General features: G+C 72.4%; 18 protein-coding genes, 1 tRNA gene and 1 pseudogene. 7 read left to right on the plus strand and 13 right to left on the minus strand.

The genetic code is table 11. The features are described from left to right. Positions 1 to 89 precede the first annotated feature (89 nt). Positions 90 to 545, minus strand: coding sequence for a cell division protein CrgA (locus ACSMHG_RS02435; protein ID WP_435741778.1), 456 nt, complete (start codon positions 543 to 545; stop codon positions 90 to 92). 67 nt (positions 546 to 612) lie between these two features. Here ACSMHG_RS02435 and ACSMHG_RS02440 point away from each other — a divergent pair, with 67 nt between their 5' ends. Continuing rightward, on the plus strand, positions 613 to 1,419 hold the full coding sequence (locus tag ACSMHG_RS02440; protein WP_435741779.1) for a DUF881 domain-containing protein: 807 nt from the start codon (positions 613 to 615) through the stop codon (positions 1,417 to 1,419). On the opposite strand, the gene pknB is transcribed toward ACSMHG_RS02440, so the two are convergent. From pknB to ACSMHG_RS02475, 7 genes are read right to left on the minus strand one after another with little or no spacing between them, the layout of a single operon-like run. Beyond that, positions 1,388 to 3,229: a Stk1 family PASTA domain-containing Ser/Thr kinase gene (gene pknB, locus ACSMHG_RS02445; protein ID WP_435741780.1), complete on the minus strand. Its 1,842-nt coding sequence runs from the start codon at positions 3,227 to 3,229 to the stop codon at positions 1,388 to 1,390. The two genes, ACSMHG_RS02440 and pknB, sit on opposite strands and share 32 nt — an antisense overlap. Then, a complete protein-coding gene (locus tag ACSMHG_RS02450) occupies positions 3,226 to 4,749 on the minus strand; it encodes a serine/threonine protein kinase (RefSeq protein ID WP_435741782.1) in 1,524 nt (507 codons plus the stop codon). Before ACSMHG_RS02450 ends, pknB begins: the two co-directional genes overlap by 4 nt. Further along, positions 4,746 to 6,218 carry a peptidoglycan D,D-transpeptidase FtsI family protein gene (locus ACSMHG_RS02455; RefSeq protein ID WP_435741784.1) on the minus strand — a complete coding sequence of 491 codons (1,473 nt, stop codon included), beginning with the start codon at positions 6,216 to 6,218 and terminating at the stop codon, positions 4,746 to 4,748. Before ACSMHG_RS02455 ends, ACSMHG_RS02450 begins: the two co-directional genes overlap by 4 nt. After that, a complete protein-coding gene (locus tag ACSMHG_RS02460; protein WP_435741785.1) occupies positions 6,215 to 7,627 on the minus strand; it encodes an FtsW/RodA/SpoVE family cell cycle protein in 1,413 nt (470 codons plus the stop codon). Before ACSMHG_RS02460 ends, ACSMHG_RS02455 begins: the two co-directional genes overlap by 4 nt. Further along, on the minus strand, positions 7,627 to 9,006 hold the full coding sequence (locus tag ACSMHG_RS02465) for a PP2C family protein-serine/threonine phosphatase (RefSeq protein ID WP_435741786.1): 1,380 nt from the start codon (positions 9,004 to 9,006) through the stop codon (positions 7,627 to 7,629). Before ACSMHG_RS02465 ends, ACSMHG_RS02460 begins: the two co-directional genes overlap by 1 nt. Then, entirely contained in the window at positions 9,003 to 9,497 is a 495-nt protein-coding gene (locus ACSMHG_RS02470) for an FHA domain-containing protein FhaB/FipA (RefSeq protein WP_435741787.1), read from the minus strand. Before ACSMHG_RS02470 ends, ACSMHG_RS02465 begins: the two co-directional genes overlap by 4 nt. Beyond that, positions 9,490 to 10,218, minus strand: coding sequence for an FHA domain-containing protein (locus tag ACSMHG_RS02475; RefSeq protein ID WP_435741788.1), 729 nt, complete (start codon positions 10,216 to 10,218; stop codon positions 9,490 to 9,492). Before ACSMHG_RS02475 ends, ACSMHG_RS02470 begins: the two co-directional genes overlap by 8 nt. Positions 10,219 to 10,409: 191 nt before the next feature. On the opposite strand from ACSMHG_RS02475, the gene ACSMHG_RS02480 reads away from it, so the two are divergent. Further along, positions 10,410 to 10,493 (plus strand) — tRNA-Leu (locus ACSMHG_RS02480). Positions 10,494 to 10,670: 177 nt separating this feature from the next. Then, positions 10,671 to 10,766: pseudogene (locus ACSMHG_RS02485) on the plus strand (IS481 family transposase); the annotation flags it as partial. 264 nt (positions 10,767 to 11,030) lie between these two features. On the opposite strand, the gene ACSMHG_RS02490 reads toward ACSMHG_RS02485, so the two are convergent. The 5 genes from ACSMHG_RS02490 to ACSMHG_RS02510 form a co-directional block, all read right to left on the minus strand. Next, the gene (locus tag ACSMHG_RS02490) at positions 11,031 to 11,630 is read right to left on the minus strand and encodes a TetR/AcrR family transcriptional regulator (protein WP_435741789.1); all 600 of its coding nucleotides are present in this window, start codon (positions 11,628 to 11,630) and stop codon (positions 11,031 to 11,033) included. After that, positions 11,627 to 12,115: an FBP domain-containing protein gene (locus ACSMHG_RS02495; RefSeq protein WP_435741790.1), complete on the minus strand. Its 489-nt coding sequence runs from the start codon at positions 12,113 to 12,115 to the stop codon at positions 11,627 to 11,629. The genes ACSMHG_RS02490 and ACSMHG_RS02495 overlap by 4 nt, the downstream gene beginning before the upstream one ends. A gap of 80 nt (positions 12,116 to 12,195) precedes the next feature. Continuing rightward, entirely contained in the window at positions 12,196 to 12,633 is a 438-nt protein-coding gene (locus tag ACSMHG_RS02500; protein ID WP_435741791.1) for an organic hydroperoxide resistance protein, read from the minus strand. A 44-nt stretch (positions 12,634 to 12,677) separates the two neighbouring features. Beyond that, positions 12,678 to 14,159: a dihydrolipoyl dehydrogenase family protein gene (locus ACSMHG_RS02505; RefSeq protein WP_435741792.1), complete on the minus strand. Its 1,482-nt coding sequence runs from the start codon at positions 14,157 to 14,159 to the stop codon at positions 12,678 to 12,680. Then, on the minus strand, positions 14,156 to 14,740 hold the full coding sequence (locus ACSMHG_RS02510) for a hypothetical protein (protein WP_435741793.1): 585 nt from the start codon (positions 14,738 to 14,740) through the stop codon (positions 14,156 to 14,158). The genes ACSMHG_RS02505 and ACSMHG_RS02510 overlap by 4 nt, the downstream gene beginning before the upstream one ends. A gap of 94 nt (positions 14,741 to 14,834) precedes the next feature. On the opposite strand from ACSMHG_RS02510, the gene ACSMHG_RS02515 reads away from it, so the two are divergent. From ACSMHG_RS02515 to ACSMHG_RS02530, 4 genes are all read left to right on the plus strand, one after another. After that, positions 14,835 to 15,176, plus strand: coding sequence for a hypothetical protein (locus ACSMHG_RS02515; RefSeq protein WP_435741794.1), 342 nt, complete (start codon positions 14,835 to 14,837; stop codon positions 15,174 to 15,176). Positions 15,177 to 15,519: 343 nt separating this feature from the next. Beyond that, entirely contained in the window at positions 15,520 to 15,972 is a 453-nt protein-coding gene (locus ACSMHG_RS02520) for a MarR family winged helix-turn-helix transcriptional regulator (RefSeq protein ID WP_435741795.1), read from the plus strand. 77 nt (positions 15,973 to 16,049) lie between these two features. Beyond that, complete coding sequence (locus ACSMHG_RS02525) at positions 16,050 to 16,577, plus strand: hypothetical protein (protein WP_435741796.1); 528 nt, start codon at positions 16,050 to 16,052, stop codon at positions 16,575 to 16,577. Then, the gene (locus ACSMHG_RS02530) at positions 16,574 to 16,780 is read left to right on the plus strand and encodes a hypothetical protein (RefSeq protein WP_435741797.1); all 207 of its coding nucleotides are present in this window, start codon (positions 16,574 to 16,576) and stop codon (positions 16,778 to 16,780) included. The genes ACSMHG_RS02525 and ACSMHG_RS02530 overlap by 4 nt, the downstream gene beginning before the upstream one ends. Positions 16,781 to 16,789 lie beyond the last annotated feature (9 nt).

The following is a 16,789-nucleotide window of genomic DNA, read 5'->3' on the forward strand; positions in this document are numbered from 1 at the left end:
TCACTTCTCCACAGCTGTGGAGGGCCCTGTGCAGAACTACACGCGTGTCATTCGTGCACAGCCTTCTCCACCGCTGTGGAGAAGACCCCTCACTCCCAGCGGGTGGCGTAGGTGAAGCCGACGGCCATGAAGGCGATGCCGACCACCAGGTTCATCTGGCCGAGGTCGTTGAAGACCCACAGGCTGCTGAGGTCGTCGCTGAAGATGTAGAAGGTGCAGATCCACACCAGGCCGAGGAGGAAGCAGCCGAGCATCCCGGTCACGACCCCCCGTCCGCGGCCGAGGGGGGTGCTCGGGTGGGCGGCGACCACGAGGCCGACGAAGATCAGTGCGAAGCCGATGGCGTAGTTCCAGTCGCCGAGGTCGGCCATGAAGGCCGGGCTGCCGGCCTCCGTGGCGGGCGGCGCCACGCGCACCGCGGCGTAGTAGAAGACGATCCACGCGATGCCGAGCGCCATCAGCAGCAGGGCGAGGATGAACCGCACCGAGAAGACGGGGCCCCGGACGGGAGCGAGGGGGTCGCGCTCGGTGTTCTTCTTGGCCACGGCTGCTCCAGGGGATCTCGACTCGTCCGGGACCGGGCGTCGCGGACCGCGGGTTACCTTAGTAGCCGTGACCTCCCGCTCCCACGCTCGCCCCGCCGACCAGCCACCGTCCCGGTGGCGCCTGCGGCCGCGCGCCGGGGGTCGCCGGTCGGCGCTCGGGTGGCGGCTGGGCACGCCGCTGGTGGTGCTGCTCAGCGGCACGCTCTTCGTGGCGAGTGCCGAGAGCAGCGGCGGCACCGACCTGCGGCCGGGCCGCTACACCGACCTGGCCTCGCTCGTCGAGGCGGAGTCCGAGCAGTACGACGAGCTGCGTGGCCGGCTCACCGAGCTCGACCGCGAGGTCGACCAGCTCACGGCGGCGGTGGCCAACGACTCCGTGGACCGGCAGCGGACGCGGGTCGAGCAGCTGCGTGACCCGGCGGGCCTCGAGCCCCGCTCCGGGCCGGGCCTGCGGATCACCCTCTCCGACGCCCCCGACGAGATCGTCGAGAGCCAGCCCCCGGACGCCGACATCAACCCCTACGTGGTCCACCAGCAGGACATCCAGGCCGTGGTCAACGCGCTCTGGAAGGGCGGGGCGAGCGCCGTCACCATCGCCGGCCAGCGGATCATCACCACGACCGGCATCAAGTGTGAGGGCAACGCCGTGACCCTGAACGGCGTGCCGTACCCCCAGCCCTACGTGATCGAGGCCGTCGGCGATCCGTTCGCCCTCGAGGCGGCCGTGGAGGCCGACGACTACGTCGACAGCTACCGGGCCGACGCCAGCGACCCCGAGATCCAGGTCGGCTGGGGCATGGAGACCGACGACCTCGTCGTCGCCCCGGCGTACGACGGCGTGCTCAGCGTCGAGTACGCCCAGCCCCTGGCCTGACGGCTCTCGACCGGTCCGGCGTCACCGCGCGCTGGTCGAGCAGGTCCGGGTCGTCGGTCGGCTCCTCGCTCGGGCTCTCGGAGGGCTCGGCGGTCTCCGACGGCTCGGCGGTCTCCGAGGGGTCCGGCTCCTCGGGCGGCTCGTAGGTCGACACCACGATGGTGACCGTCTGCCCCTCGGGCAGGGTCTCGCCCGCCTCGGGGCTCTGCTGGATCACCGTCCCGGCGGGCTCGGTGGTGTCGGAGGAGCGGACGACGAAGGCCTCGAACCCGGCCTCCCGGATCAGGCGCTCGGCCTCGCGCCGGTTGCGGCCGACCACGGCGGGCACCTCCTCGGGTCCGTCGGAGTAGGCGACGGTGACCGTGGTGCCCGGCGCCACCTCGGTGCCGACCGCCGGCTCCGTGGAGATCACCTCCCCGGCGGGGCGGTCGGACTCGGTCTCCTGCGGGGACGCGGCCAGGTCCAGCTCGCGCAGCTGCGCGACCGCGTCCTCCCGGGAGAGCCCCACGACCGGCGGCACCGCGACCTGCGGCTCGCCGAGGGAGACCACGAGGTCCACGCTGGTGCCCGGGTCGACGTACTGGTCGCGGTTGGGCTGCTGCTCGGCCACCTTGCCGGCGGGGATGTTGTCGTTCACGGCGAACGAGACGTCACCGACGGTCAGCCCCGCCTCGCGGATCGCGGCACGGGCCCGGTCGTCGGTGAGCCGGATCAGGTTCGGCACCTGGACCTGGTCGGGAGGGGACTCGAAGAGCCGGGGGACCAGGACGAAGCCGGCGACGACCAGGCCGAGCAGGACGAGGACCAGGAAGGCGATCAGGCCGGTGTGCCGCCCCGGCCGCTCCTCCACCGCGGCCGGCAGGGGCGCGCGGACGGCGGTCGTGTGGGCCGACGAGTGGTCGGCAGCCGCCAGCGGCGCGGCCACGGCCGTGGGGGCGGCCGGCGGCACGGAGGCCTGGACGGGGCGGCCGGCGAGGTAGCGCTCGATGTCGCTGCGCATCGCCGCGGCGGACTGGTAGCGGTCCTCGACGCGCTTGGCCAGCGACTTCATGACGATCGCGTCGAGCTCAGGGGGGATGTCCTGGTCGTGGTCCGACGGCGGGGACGCGGGCTCGCGGACGTGCTGGTAGGCCACCGCCACCGGGCTGTCGCCCACAAACGGCGGCCGGCCGGTGAGCAGCTCGTAGAGCAGGCAGCCCGCCGAGTAGACGTCGGAGCGCGAGTCGACGGTCTCGCCGCGAGCCTGCTCGGGGGAGAGGTACTGCGCGGTGCCGACGACGGCAGCGGTCTGGGTCATCGTCGACGACGCGTCGCTGATCGCCCGGGCGATGCCGAAGTCCATCACCTTGACGTCGCCGGTCGGTGTCAGCATGACGTTGCCGGGCTTGATGTCGCGGTGGATGATGCCGGCCCGGTGGCTGTAGTCGAGGGCGGCGAGCACGCCGCTGGTGATCTCCAGCGCCCGCTCGGGAAGGATCTTGCGGCCCTCGCGGAGGATGTCGCGCAGGGTCCGCCCGGCGACGTGCTCCATGACGATGTAGGGCTGCGCGACCCCGGACCCGTCGGTGGCGATCTCCTCGCCGGTGTCGTAGACGGCCACGATCGCCGGGTGGTTGAGGGAGGCCGACGACTGGGCCTCCCGGCGGAACCGCGCCTGGAACGTCGCGTCGCTGGCGAGGTCGGTGCGCAGCCGCTTGACGGCCACCACCCGGCCGAGCCGGGTGTCGATGCCCTTGCGGACCTCCGCCATGCCGCCGCGCCCGAGCAGCTCGCCGAGCTCGTAGCGGCCGCCGACGACGGGGCCCGTCACGGAGTGCTTCCCACGGTCGGGGTGGGGGCGGGCGTCGACGGCGCGGTCGGGCTCGCGTCCTGCGTGGGGGTGGGCTCCGGTGTCGGCGTGGGCTCGGGGGTCGGCTCCGGGGTGGGCTCCTCGGAAGGCTCCTCGGAAGGCTCCTCCGGCGTGGGCGTGGGCTCCTCGGGAGTCGGCTCCTCGGAGGGCTCCTCCTCCGGCGCCTTCCCCCAGAACTCCACCATCACCACCTCACCGACGTCGAGGGTGCCCGAGGGGTCGACGGAGCTGACCAGGCCGGCCGTCTCGTCGCCGGGGTTCTCGACCTCGTCGGTGCGCACCCGCAGGCCGGCGTCCCGGAGGTCGCGGCGGACCTCCTCGATCGGCTCGCCGACGAAGTCGCCCTCGTCGATGGTGACGGTGCCGGCGTCGGGGTCGGTCTCGATCGGGTCGTCGCGCCCGTCCACCAGGGCGACCGCGACCGCGATGGCGGCCAGCACGAGCACGGCCGCGAGCAGCCCGGCGAGCAGCCCCCGCCGGCGTCCGTCGTTCCCGGCCGGCTCGGCCGGCGCCGGGGCGGGCGGCGCGCCGACGGCCGTGGGGGTGGGGTCCACCGGGTGGGCGGCCAGGACCTGGGTCGCGGCGTCCCCGGGCATCGCCGGGGTCACGACCGTCGGAGGCGCGGACAGCACGGCGGTGGCCGGGTCCCGCAGCGCGGCGGCGAAGGCGTTTCCGTCGGAGAACCGGTCGCGCGGCTCCTTCGACATCGCGCGCCGGACCACCGCGGCCAGGTCGGACGGCACCGAGGCCGGCAGGTCCGGCACCGGGTCGTGGAGGTGGGCGAGGGCCGTCGCCACGGGCGAGTCGGCCTGGAAGGGCCGGCGCCCGGCGAGCATCTCGAAGGCGACGACGCCGAGGGCGTAGACGTCCGAGGCGGGCGTGGCGGCGTTCCCCCGCGCCTGCTCCGGCGAGAGGTACTGCGGGGTGCCCATCACCTGGCCGGTGTGGGTCACGCCGACGCCGTCCGCCGCGCGGGCGATGCCGAAGTCGGTGATCTTCACGGTCCGCTGCGGGGTCACGAGGATGTTGGCGGGCTTGATGTCGCGGTGGACGATCCCGGCCGCGTGCGCGGCCCCGACCGCGTCGGCGACCTGGCCCAGCAGGGTGCGGACCGCGTCCGGGTCCAGCGGCTCCCCCTCGCGCAGCAGCGCGGAGAGCGGCTCGCCGGCGACCAGCTCCATCACCAGGTAGGGCCGGGGGACGCCCGAGCCGTCGGCTGCCGTCGCCTCGCCGAAGTCGTAGACCGACGCGACGCCGGGGTGGTGGAGGGAGGCGGCGTGGCGGGCCTCGGTCCCCAACCGGGAGCGGAACGTCGGGTCGTCGGCGTACTCGTGCTTGAGCAGCTTGACCGCGACCTCCCGCCCGAGGGTCGTGTCGGTCGCGCGCCAGACCTCGCCCATCCCGCCGGTCGCCAGGCGCGAGTCCAGGCGGTAGCGCCGGGCGTCGTCGGCGTACCCCGCCGACCCGTGTGTCTCCGTCACTGCCGGATCACCGCCTCCATCACGGCCTTCGCGATCGGGCCGCCGAGCCTGCCGCCGGCGACCTCCGAGCGCTCGATGTCTGCGTTCTCGATGACGACCGCCACCGCGACGTCCTCGTCCGGGGCGAAGGCCACGAACCAGGCGTACGGCGGACGGTCCGGGTCGCCGCTCTGGGCGGTCCCGGTCTTGCCGGCGACCGTGACCCCTTGGATCTGCGCGGCGGTCGCGGTGCCCTCCTCGACCGTGGCGACCATCAGGTCGGTGACTTGGTCGGCCGTCTGCGGCGAGACCGCCTCGGACAGCTCGTCGGGCTCGGTCTTGTCGAGCACGTCGTAGTCGGCGGAGAGCACCTCGTCGACCAGGTAGGGGCGCATCACCACGCCGCCGTTGGCGATGCCGGCGACCACCATCGCCATCTGGAGCGGGGTGGCGCGGACGTCGAACTGGCCGATCCCGGTCTGGCCGAGCTCCGCCCGGTTCGGGTCCTCGGGGTAGACCGAGAGCGCCTGCGGGCGGAGGTCCTCGAGGTAGTCGGTGTTGAAGCCGAAGCCCTCGGCGACCTCCCGCATCCCCTCGGCGCCCACCTCGTCGGCGAGCGCGGCGAAGGTGGTGTTGCAGGACTGGCCGAGGGCCTGGGTGAACGGGATCTGCGCGCCGCCGCAGGCGCGGCCCTCGTTGTCGATCAGCCCGGTCTCGCCCTCGGTCAGCGGCAGCTGGTAGGTGTCGCCGCCCGGCACCAGGTCGTCGGCCGAGTAGAGCCCGGCCTCGATCGCCGCGGCCGCGGTGACGACCTTGAACGTCGAGCCCGGCGGCAACGTGGTCTGGATGGCCCGGTTGACCAGCGGCTCGGCCGGGTTGGAGCTCAACCGCTCCCACGCCTCCTCGACCGCGGAGAAGTCGTGGGAGGACAGGACGTTGGGGTCGTAGGAGGGCATCGACACCATCGCCAGCACCTTGCCGCTGCTCGGCTCGAGCGCGACCACGGCGCCGCGGGCCTCACCCGGCAGGGCCTCGAGGCCGTCGAAGGCGGCGTCCTGCGCCGCCTGGTCGAGGGTGAGCTGGACGTTGCCGCCCTCGGAGTCGTCCTGGCTGACGAGGTCGACGAGCTGGGTCACGAAGAGCCGGGAGTCGTCGCCGGAGAGCACGGCGTTCTGCGAGCGCTCGACCCCGGCGGCGCCGTAGAGGTAGGAGAAGTAGCCGGTGACGTGGGCGTACCGCAGCGGGCGGGGGTAGGCCCGGAGGAACTCGAACTGGTCGTCGACCTCCCGGCTCACCGCTAGGGAGTCCCGGTTCACGAGGATCGCGCCGCGCTCGCGGGAGTACGCCGCGTCGATCACCCGGCGGTTGCGCGGGTCCTCGATCAGGTCGCTGGCGGCGTGGTACTGCAGGTAGGTCGCGTTGACCATCAAGGCCAGGAAGAGCACCAGGCAGAAGGTCGCGATCGTGCGGATCGGCTTGTTCATGGTCATGGCAGGCGCACCACCTGGGTGGTCTCGGCGTCGGCGGCCTCGTCGTCGGTGGTGGGCAGCACCGGCGCCGGGCGCCGGGCCAGGTCGGAGACCCGCAGCACCAACGCGATGATCACCCAGTTCGCCACCAGCGAGGAGCCGCCGTAGGAGAGGAACGGCGTGGTGAGGCCGGTCAGCGGGATCAGCCTGGTCACCCCGCCGACGACCACGAAGACCTGGAGCGCGAAGACGCTCGCCAGGCCGGTGGCCATCAGCTTGCCGAAGGCGTCGCGGGAGATGAGGGCCGCGCGCAGCGCGCGCTCGACGATGAGCCCGTACATCACCAGCACGGCCATGACGCCGGTGAGGCCCAGCTCCTCGCCGATCGCGCCGATGATGAAGTCGGACTCCGCGTACGGGATGCGGCCGGGGCTGCCCTCGCCGAAGCCGCGCCCGATCAGCCCGCCCCACGCCATCCCGAAGAGCGACTCGACGAGCTGGCCGCTGCCCGGGGTCTGGTCGTAGTAGGGCATCGGGTCCAGCCAGATCGCGACCCGGTTCTGGATGTGCGAGAGCCGGCCGGTCGCCAGCGAGACGTAGTAGAGCAGTCCGGCACCGCCGAAGAACATCGCGCCGCCGACGACGAGCCAGCCGGGGCGCTCCGTCGCGACGTAGAGCATGACGAGGAAGAGGCCGAAGAAGAGCAGGCTCGAGCCGAGGTCCCGCTGGAGGACCAGGATGGCGAGGCTGACCGCCCACATCGCCAGGATCGGGCCCAGGTCCCGGCCGCGCGGCAGGTCGACGAAGAGCACCCTGCGGCCGGCCAGGGCCAGGGCGTCGCGGTGCAGGACGAGGTAGCCGGCGAAGGCGACCACCAGCAGCACCTTGGCCACCTCGCCCGGCTGGAAGCTGAACGGACCGACGCCGATCCAGATGCGGGCGCCGTTCACCTCCTTGCCCAGGCCCGGCACCATCGGCAGCAGCAGCAGGAGGATCGCGCCCAGCCCGCTGGTGTAGGTGAACCGGGTGAGCATCCGGTGGTCGCGCAGGACGATGAGGGTGCCGACGAAGAGCAGCACGCCGAGGGTCATCCAGGTCAGCTGCTGGCGGGCCAGGGACGTGCCGTCGGCAAGGTCGAGCCGGTGGATGACCGCGAGGCCGAGGCCGTTGAGCGCCGCCACCAGCGGCAGCAGCACCGGGTCGGCGTACGGCGCGACGAACCGGATCACGACGTGCGCGGCGACCACGAGGCCGGCCAGCCACCCGCCGTACCCGAGGAGGTCGACGGGGACCTCGCCCTCCACGCCGATCCCGACGGCGGCGTAGGCGCCGACGCCGACGGCCAGCGCCAGGACGAGCAGGAAGAGCTCCGCGCCCCGCCGGCGGCGGTGCACGAAGCCCATCAGGACGCCGGGCTGGACGGCCGCCATCAGGAGGCGTCCGGGACGGTCGTGGACTCGGCGGTGGGCTCGGCGGTGGGGTCCGTGGTGGGCTCGGTGGTGGGCTCGGTGGTGAGGTCGGTGGTGGGGGCGGCCGGGTCCTGGCGGGCCGCGAGGTTGTCCACGGTGCGGCGGGCGTCGTCGAGCGTGCCGACCTCGATCCCGTCGCGGACCTTGCCGGCGTCGAACTCCGAGAGCCGGTCGAGGTCGACGTCGGTCGTCTCGTACGGCTCGCTCAGGGACACGCCGGGGAGGTCGGTGTTGAGGCCGCGGTAGATGACGACGGTCTCGCCCTCCACCCCGACGTAGTACTGGTCCTGGCTCCAGGACCAGGCGCCGGCGGCGGCCACCCAGACGACGCCGCCGAGCAGGAGCACCACGAAGACCGGGCGCAGCCAGGCCAGCCGCCGTGGGGGCTGGGGCGCGTAGCGGGCGGTCTCGGGGTCGATGGGGTCGCTGGGGATCGCGTGCGGAGCGTCGTCGGGCAGGTCGGCGGCCACGGGCTCCAGCTCGCCGGTGTCGCCGGCACGGTGGCCGCGGAAGAGTCCGGGCTTCTGCCCGCGGGGGCGCGCCCGGCGCAGCTCGGCGGCGGCGCCGACGAGCATCGGCTCGCGGTCGGCGTGGTCGGGGTCGGCCGCCAGCTCCTCCTCGGTGCGCACCTCGGCGACGATGCAGGTGACGTTGTCGGAGCTGCCGGCCTCGAGGCTGGCGCGGACCAGCTCCACGGCCGCGAAGTCGACGTTGCCCGAGCCGACGAGGTCGGCGAGCCGGGCGTCGTCGAGGACGCCGCTCGCGCCGTCGCTGCACAGCAGCAGCCGGTCGCCCGCGGCGAGCTCGATGACGAAGAGGTCGGGGTCGACGTCGCCGGGGCCGCCGAGCGCCCTGAGGATGAGGTTGCGGTGCGGGTGGACCCGCGACTCCTGCTCGCTGATCCGTCCCTCGTCGACGAGGGTCTGGACGAAGGTGTGGTCCTTGGTGAGCTGGGAGAGCTCGCCGCCGCGCCACAGGTAGGCCCGGCTGTCCCCGACGTGGCCGAGACCGATCCGGGCGCCGTCGAAGAGCGCGACGGTCGCCGTGGTGCTGGTGCCGTTGAGGGAGGGGTCCTCGTCGACGAGCTCGTTGATCCGGTCGTGGGCCCGGTGCAGCGCGCCGGAGACCAGCCCGAGCAGCTCGTCGGGCTCGCCGCCCGGCCGCTCGTCGAGCCGGCGCAGCTGGGAGACCGCCGTGCTCGAGGCGATGTCGCCGCGGGCGGCGCCGCCGACGCCGTCGCAGACCGTGAGCAACCAGGGCCCGGCGTACCCGGAGTCCTGGTTGTCCTTGCGGACGCGGCCGACGTCGGAGATGGCCGACCAGTGCAGGCGCAGGCTCACTTGCGCAGCTCCAGGATGGTCTTGCCGATCCGGACCTGGCTCCCGAGGGTGATGGTGGTGGGCTGCGTGATCCGGACGTTGCCGAGGTAGGTGCCGTTGGTCGACCCGAGGTCCTCGACGAACCACTGGTCACCCGAGGCGGCGATCCGCGCGTGGCGCGTGGAGACGTAGTCGTCGTCGAGCCGGATGGCGGCGTCGCTGCCGCGGCCGATCAGGACCGGAGCACCGTTGAGGTCGGCGCGCTCGCCGACGTTGCTGCCCTGGGTGACGACCACGTGGGTGGGCGCACCGCGACGCTTCGTCGGGGGCCTGGCGGCCTGCCGCCCGCGGCGGCCGGCCCGACCGCCGGTGCGCGGCTCAGCGGCGCGCGCCGCCTCCGGGACGCGGGCGCCGAACATGTCGGAGCGGATGACCGAGATGGCGGAGAGGACGAAGATCCACAGGATCGCCAGGTAGGCGACGCGGATGAGGAAGAGGGTCAGCTCAGACATCCCACGCCTCCTCCTCCACGACCCGGACGGTCATGGTGGTGTTGCCGATGCGCACCTCGGCGCCGTCGTGGAGCGCGGCGCGCGCCATCTTCTGGCCGTCGACGAGCATCCCGTTGGTGGAGCCGAGGTCGCGGACCTCGACCCGGACGGTCTCCTCGCCACCACGGCGCTCGGTCGTGACGCCGAACTCGATGTGCCGCCGGCTCACGCCGGGGTCGTTGATCCGCACGTCGGCGTCGGTGCCGCGGCCGACCACGAGACCCGGAGGGTGGAGCGGTTGGGTGGTGCCGTTGACCTCGAGCACGGCGCGCGCCCGGCGTACCTGGGTCTGCGTCGCGTTGCCCGTGACCCGGGCCTGGGCGCGGCTGCGGACCCGGAAACGGCCGGTGGTGAGGTCGTCGGCCTGCTCGAACTCGATGCGCACTGGGCCCGGGAAGGCGTAGCCCTGGTGCTCGGCGTGCTCCTGCAGCTGGGCGCCGAGCTCGCCGGCGAGCGCGGTGTCGTACGGCGCGAGCCGCTCGATGTCCGGACCGGAGAGCTCCACGTGGAAGTCGTTGGGCACCAGGCGGCGCTCGCGCGAGATGATCTGGGCGTTGTTGTCGAGCTCGCGCTGGAGGGCCGCGGAGATCTCGACGGGCTGCACCGCGGAGCGGAAGGCCTTGGCGAAGGCACCGGAGATCACCTGCTCCAGCCGCTGCTCGAGCCTGGAGAGTCCGCCCACGTCCCATCGCCTCCTTCCTGTCACTGACTCTGCCCGTGCCATGCGGAGGCCGGCTCTCCTTGCGTGCCGCTCGGGCCCGCGCGCCCCCGGGGTTCCGACCGATCGTAGCGATGCCCGGGTGCGTGGGCCCGCACCCTCCATTCCCGGTTTGGTCGAGCCTCACGCACTGGGCTAACCTTGGCCCGCTTCACGCGCGAGTGGCGGAATAGGCAGACGCGCACGGTTCAGGTCCGTGTGCCCGAAAGGGCGTGGGGGTTCAACTCCCCCCTCGCGCACGTGTAGATGGTCGAGGAGGCGCCCCAGCGCCGTCTCGAAATCAGGCCCCGGGTCCTCGGACCCGGGGCTTCGTCCATTTCGGCCGGCGCCGAGTCGCCGGGGCGTGGAAGTGCCGAGCGCTCCCTGGGCCAGGACCCTGGCCGCGGCCGGGATCAAGGACCGCCGGACCCGGGTCGTACCGGCCTCAGACCAACGGCAAGGTCGAACGGTTCAACCGCACCCCGCTCGAGGAGTGGGCATACGCCCGCGAGTACCGCTCAGAGGGCCCTCGGCCGAGCGGTTCGACGGGGCGTTGCCCGACGGCTGGAGGATTCCGGTGACGAGCTGGAGGAACCAGGCCCGGTGCGCGAGCACCTTGTGATGCACCGGATGATCCGCGTCCGAGCACTCGACGGTCGCGTTGAGGAACGCGCAGCCGCGGAACACGGGATTCTTGATCTGGGCGACGACGCGGCTGATGCCGCGCAGAGCACCTCTTCCGGGGACCGGTCGCGAAAGATCTTGGGCAGCGGAGAGATTGATGCTGTCGCCGAGGGTCACCGCTCGGGTCCCCAGTGTCGCAACATGTCGTCGAGGGCGTCCAGCGAGCGCTGCCACGATGCGTCGGTCGACGGAGGGCGGTGCCCGAAGGCGCCACCGGCCTCGAGCTGGATGAAGCCGCGCAGCACGCTCGCGATCAGCCGCGCCGCGTGCACCTGCTCGCCCTCAGGGATGGCGTAGCCCCGGAGCACGGCGGCGGTCTGCTGACTGGCGCGAGCGCCCGCCGCGGCGAGGCTGTCGCTGGGCGTGACGTCGAGAGCGTTGGCGGCCTCGAAGCGGCCAGGGTGCTCTCGGGCGTAGTCGCGGTAAACGGCCGCCAACGCCAGGAGGGCGGCCCGGCCGGAGCGGCCGGCTAGTGCCCGGTCACTCCGGTCTGCGATCTCGGTGAGTGCCAGCTCGGTCACAGCAGCGGTGAGGTCGTCGGTGCCACGCAGGTGGGAGTAGAGGCTCGGACTGCGGACACCGGTCTCGCGGGCCACCGCGCTGACGGTGACCCGGTGGAACCCGATCCGGTCCGCGAGGTCCGCAGCCTTCTCGACGACGGCCTCCCGCGTCAGCCCGGCCCGCGCGGCGGGGCGACGGCTGTTGCCGGTCACCGGCGGATCCGCCGGATGAAGGCATCGAGGTTCTGCTCGAGCCGTTCGACGCGCTGCTCGAGGTCCATGGTCTCCTCGAGGAGGCTGACGACAGGCGCCGGCGTCAGGCCGTGGACGTACTCCGAGCAGCGCAGCGAGCTGCACACGTCGAGGCCGACCGTGTTGCCGTCACGGCCGGCCTTCCCCGCCTTGTTGGCGACCATGAGGGACACGCCATTGGACGGGTGCACCGTGCAGCACAGGGAGCACATCCGGGCGCGCCCGCTGCTGCTGGAGTTCCGGCGCAGCTGGATGCCGACCAGCTCCTGATTGCGGGGGACGACGGCGTACGCGAGCTGAGGCGCCTTCGAGTCCACCCAGCCAAGGAAGTCGAGCTCTGGCCACGGGAGCTCCTCGAGGTTCTCGGGCAGGTTCGCCCGTTGCGCGGCACCGCGACTGCAGTTCACGAACGACCGCCGGATCTCATCTTCGGAAAGGGCCCGCATGAAGCCGAGGCTACGAGCGCCTACATGCTATAGGCAAATTCCGACGGGCCGTCGGTCGCGGTGCCGAGCGAGCCTGCTCGTCAGGCGACCGTGGTGTCGACCGTGACGGCGATGTTGCCCCGGGTGGCGTTGGAGTAGGGGCACACCTCGTGCGCTGCCGCGGTGAGCGAATCGGCGGTTTCCTGGTCGATGCCGCCGAGCTCGACGTGCAGCGCCGCCGAGAGGCCGAAGCCGCCCTGCTCGGTCGGATGGATGCCGACCTCTGCGACGACCGCGGAGTCGGTCAAGATGATCTTCTGGCCGGCGGCGACCGCCTTCAGTGCGGAGTGGAAGCAGGAGGCCCAACCGGCGGCGAAGAGCTGTTCGGGGTTGGTCGCGCCGCCGGGGCCGCCCATCTCGCGCGGGATCGCGAGGGTCAGGTCGAGCAGGCCGTCGTCGGTGCGGGCGCGGCCTCCGGCGCGGCCGTCACCGGTCGAGGTGGCGACGGCCGTGTAGAGGGACGTGGACGTGCTGGACATGTGAAGCTCCTTGTTTCGCTTGCGGTGGGGTGTCGGTGGGTGGGTCAGTGGTCGCGGCCGTCGGCCTCGAGCAGGCGGAGCCAGATCTCGCTGGTGGTCGGGTACGCCGGCACGGCGTGCCAGAGCCGGTCCAGCGGGACCTCGGCGGTGACGGCGATCGTGGCGGCGTGCAGCAGCTCGGCGACGTCAGGGCCGACCGCGGTGAAGCCGACCAGGACGTTGCGCTCGGCGTCGACGACCATCCGGGCCTGGCCGCGGTAGCCGTCGGCGTGGAGCATGGCGCCGGCGACCGCCCCGAGGTCGTGGTCGACGACGCGGACCTCGGTGCCGGCTGCGGCCGCCGCTTCGGCGGACAGGCCGACAGTCGCGACCTCGGGGTCGGTGAAGACCACCTGCGTCACGGCACGTTCGTCCGCGGTGACCGCGTGGCGCCCCCAGGCGCTCAGGTCGGCACGATGGCCGCGCGCCCGCGCGGCGATGGCGTCGCCCAGGGCACGCGCCTGGTACTTGCCGTGGTGGGTCAGCATCGCCCGTGCGTTGACGTCGCCCGCGGCGTACAGCCAGCCACCGTCGACCGGACTTCCGGCCTCGTCGACGACAGCGAGGGACTCGTCGACGACGAGCCAACCACCCGGAGTGAGACCGAGGTGGTCGAGTCCGATGTCCTTCGTGTTCGGCGTGCGCCCGGTCGCGACGAGGACCTCGTCGGCCGTGACGACCGCCCCGTCGGCCAGGGTGATGTCCACCGCGCCCGCGGCATTGCGACGGGCCGCTGTCGCCTCGGCCTCCAGGTGCAGGGTGACCCCCGAGGCCTCGAGGGCTGCCGCCACGTGCTCGCCGGCGAACCGCTCGACGCCGGGCAGCAGCCGGGTCTGGGAGATCAGGGTCACCCGGGAGCCGAGCGCGCTGAACGCGGTGGCCATCTCCGAGCCGACGACACCACCGCCGATGATCGCCAGGCGTTCAGGGACCGTCCGGACGGCCGCGGCCTCCCGGCTGGTCCACGGGGCCACCTCGGCCAGGCCGGGGATCGGGGGGATCTGGGCCGAGGTACCGGTGGTGATCACGACCGCGTGTCGGGCGGTGAGCACGGTCGTCGTGCCGTCGGCGCGGGTCACGGTGACGGTCCGGGTGCCGGTGACGCGTCCGTGGCCGCGGACCAGCGTGATCCCCGCTCCCTCGAGCCAGCCGACCTGGCCGGCGTCGGACCAGTCGGAGGCGAACCGGTCACGACGACGCAGGACGGCGTCGACGTCCAGCTCGCCGCTGACCGCCCGGGCGGCGGCCGGAAGCGCGCGTGCGGCGCGGACGACGGCGGCGTCGCGGAGCAGCGCCTTGGTCGGCATGCAGGCCCAGTAGGAGCACTCCCCGCCGACGAGCTCGCGCTCGACGACCACTGCGGTCAGGCCGCCCTGCACCGCCCGGTCGGCGACGTTCTCGCCGACCGGGCCGGCGCCGATGATGACCACGTCGTACGTCGCGTGGTTCTCGGTCGCGGTGGAGGGGCCCGGGGTGGCGGCGGTCATCGCTGGTCGCCCGCGGCGCTGCGGTGCAGCCGGAACGCGGAGGCCGCGAAGAAGACGCCGCCGAGGGTCGCGTACCCGGCGAGGCCACCGAGCGCCGCGTTGTCGCCCGACGCCATCACGACGAAGCCCCCGCCGGCGAGGACCGAGATCCCACCGCTGAGGATCATCGGCCACTGGCCGCCGAGGCCGCGGCGCTGGGCCGCGACGATCAGCTGCACGAGGCCCGCGGTGATCGCCCAGGCGCCCCACACCCGCAGCACGTCGGGGATGCCGGAGTCGACGGCGACGGCCAGCCCGAACGCGGTGGCCAGGCTCAGGGCCATGTTGACGAGGAGCGGGACACGCTGTCGCGTGGCGCCCGACGACCGGAGGTCGTAGACGGCAGCGCCGAGGTCGAAGACCGGGTAGACCAGGAGCAGGGTGGCGGTGAACGGGTTCAGCTCGGACGCGTTGGTGGCGAGCAGGCCTGCCCAGACGATCGCAAACGCGAACCGGGCGGCGTAGAGGTTGCGCAGCGCGTCGGCGCCGCCGACGGGCGTCGGCCGGGCGATGACCGCCTCGGCCTCGGTGGAGTGGGACATCGGACTCTCGTTTCTCGTAGCGATTCAGGTGGATAGACCGATCGGTCTCCATTGAGAGTGGTGGGAGGGCGCCTTTGAGGTCGCGCCACGGAGCATGGAGATCGTTCAGTACGACGAGCAGGGGATGCCCGTCGCGATCAACGGCACGCACGCACGAGACGAAGTTGGACAGGCCCGGTACTTCGACGAACTCCTAGAAGTCTTCGAGACCACTGGAGTGCACGCCGCCTTCCCCTACCTCTTCGCTCTCTACAACCTCCCCCACCGCCCCGATGGCCCGCCGACTCTTGACCTCGACCTCGCGAGCTTGGGCGTTGTCAAGGTCTTCGAGGACCGCAACGGGACGGTGTACCCGGACATGCCCTGGGAGCCCAAGGAGGCGTTCGGGGTAATCGCGCGCCGTTACCGAGGACTCTCAACGGGCCTGGCCGGGTGAAGTTGATCAGTCCGATTGTCGGGGCAGCACGCAGGATCGCGAGCCGGTCTGCCACAGAGGACCGGCGGCTCTTGACGCGCCCATGCAAGCACCGGTCGACATGAGCCGCCCGTGTTGATCGCCGAGTCCATGCTGATCGCCTGCCGCCGGTCCATGGACCCGACCACACCTAGGGACTCCCGCAAAGCGGGGAGGACCATCGTGGTGGCGATCGACGGCTTGGCGATCGACGGCTTCGGCGGGGCGACTCGGCGACATTGTCGCCCCACCGCGGTCAGACATTCGCCCGCGTAGTGCGCTGACAACCGTGCAGCATCCTGACAGTGTGTGCCACACTGTGCTAATGGATGTGGCAACCGAGTACCGCCTGCTCATCGCCGACGTGTACGAGCTCGCGGCAGCGTCGCGGCGCACCGGCGAGGAGATCGCCGGAGCTGTGGGTCAGACGGCTGCGAGATGGCATGTGTTGAGCGTTCTCTCGGCACAGCCACTCACCGTGTCCGCGGCGGCTCGGCGGCTCGGCTTGGCTCGGCAGAGCGTCCACCGGGTCGTGAACGACCTTCTCGCGGAGGAGCTGCTGGCGACCGCGCCCAATCCCGATCACAAGAGCGCACCCCTGATATCGATCACCACCGCCGGCCGGAGCGTCCTGGCCGAGTTGGTGCGCCGTGGCGACCTAGACCGAAGCGAACGCCTGAGTCGCGCCGAGATGTCAGCCGATGAGTTGGCCAGAGCCCGGCGAGTCTTGCGGACGTTGCTGGAGGCCTTGACCGAGGGAGCGCAAGAACGACGCTAACCGAGCAGCAGGACCCGCCGACCCTGTTCGCGGGCCCTCGAACCATCACTATCCGTGAGTCAGGAAGGAGCTCAGCCATGATCCTGCGGCTGTGGAGTGGGTGGACGACCCCAGAGAATGCCGATCGGTACGAGAAACTGCTCAACGAGACGATCGCTCCGGGCATCGTGGGCCGAGAGTTGGACGGACTGCTGGCGTTTGACGTCTGGCGCCGCCACCCTGCGCGGCCCGAGGAGCCGGGGCAGGAGGTCGAGTTCCTCACCTCGATGGTGTTCAGGGACGAGCAGGCGGTCGCTCGGTTCACCGGTGGCGATCCCTCCTCCTCCGTGGTGCCCGCTTCCGCTCGCCAGGTCCTGCTGAGGTTCGACGAGCACTCCCGCCACTACCAGCACCTGCGCGAGCACCAGGGACGCCAGCGGACGTCCGAGAAGCCGACGGCCAGCCCACGGACCGGCGACTCGACGACGATTCCGACTGGCGTCCGATGGCTAGTGCCGGGGCTGTGCTTCGCCGTGGCGGCGGTGTTCATCGCCTCGGGCTCCCTGACCGTCGGGGCCGTACTCCTCGGGCTGGGGGCGGTCGCGCTGGCTCTCCTTATGCCATGACGGGCTCGCTGTGGGATTGGGTGCTCAGCAGCGGCGCCGGATCGCACGCTGGCGGTGACGCCGCACCGACTGCGGCCCTGACCACGGTGGCCAACGCCGGCATGTCACTACAGGCGCTGATGGCGCTGCTGCGCAGGACGCCGGTCGACAACATGGCTCCCGTCCGGGGTCATGGCCTAGGGGTGGCCGACCCGGTGGCGTGACGGCCGTAC

Origin of the sequence: Nocardioides ureilyticus, from assembly GCF_051280745.1 — a bacterium.
In the GTDB taxonomy this organism is placed as follows: domain Bacteria; phylum Actinomycetota; class Actinomycetes; order Propionibacteriales; family Nocardioidaceae; genus Nocardioides.

What these genes read in the sequence shown, in the direction of transcription:
- ACSMHG_RS02525 (WP_435741796.1), top strand. Translation starts at nt 16,050, where the DNA reads ATGATCCTGCGGCTGTGGAGTGGGTGGACGACCCCAGAGAATGCCGAT.
- ACSMHG_RS02505 (WP_435741792.1), bottom strand. Translation starts at nt 14,159, where the DNA reads ATGACCGCCGCCACCCCGGGCCCCTCCACCGCGACCGAGAACCACGCG.
- ACSMHG_RS02530 (WP_435741797.1), top strand. Translation starts at nt 16,574, where the DNA reads ATGACGGGCTCGCTGTGGGATTGGGTGCTCAGCAGCGGCGCCGGATCG.
- ACSMHG_RS02460 (WP_435741785.1), bottom strand. Translation starts at nt 7,627, where the DNA reads ATGGCGGCCGTCCAGCCCGGCGTCCTGATGGGCTTCGTGCACCGCCGC.
- ACSMHG_RS02470 (WP_435741787.1), bottom strand. Translation starts at nt 9,497, where the DNA reads ATGTCTGAGCTGACCCTCTTCCTCATCCGCGTCGCCTACCTGGCGATC.
- ACSMHG_RS02520 (WP_435741795.1), top strand. Translation starts at nt 15,520, where the DNA reads ATGGATGTGGCAACCGAGTACCGCCTGCTCATCGCCGACGTGTACGAG.
- ACSMHG_RS02455 (WP_435741784.1), bottom strand. Translation starts at nt 6,218, where the DNA reads ATGACCATGAACAAGCCGATCCGCACGATCGCGACCTTCTGCCTGGTG.
- ACSMHG_RS02515 (WP_435741794.1), top strand. Translation starts at nt 14,835, where the DNA reads ATGGAGATCGTTCAGTACGACGAGCAGGGGATGCCCGTCGCGATCAAC.
- ACSMHG_RS02500 (WP_435741791.1), bottom strand. Translation starts at nt 12,633, where the DNA reads ATGTCCAGCACGTCCACGTCCCTCTACACGGCCGTCGCCACCTCGACC.
- ACSMHG_RS02495 (WP_435741790.1), bottom strand. Translation starts at nt 12,115, where the DNA reads ATGCGGGCCCTTTCCGAAGATGAGATCCGGCGGTCGTTCGTGAACTGC.
- ACSMHG_RS02510 (WP_435741793.1), bottom strand. Translation starts at nt 14,740, where the DNA reads ATGTCCCACTCCACCGAGGCCGAGGCGGTCATCGCCCGGCCGACGCCC.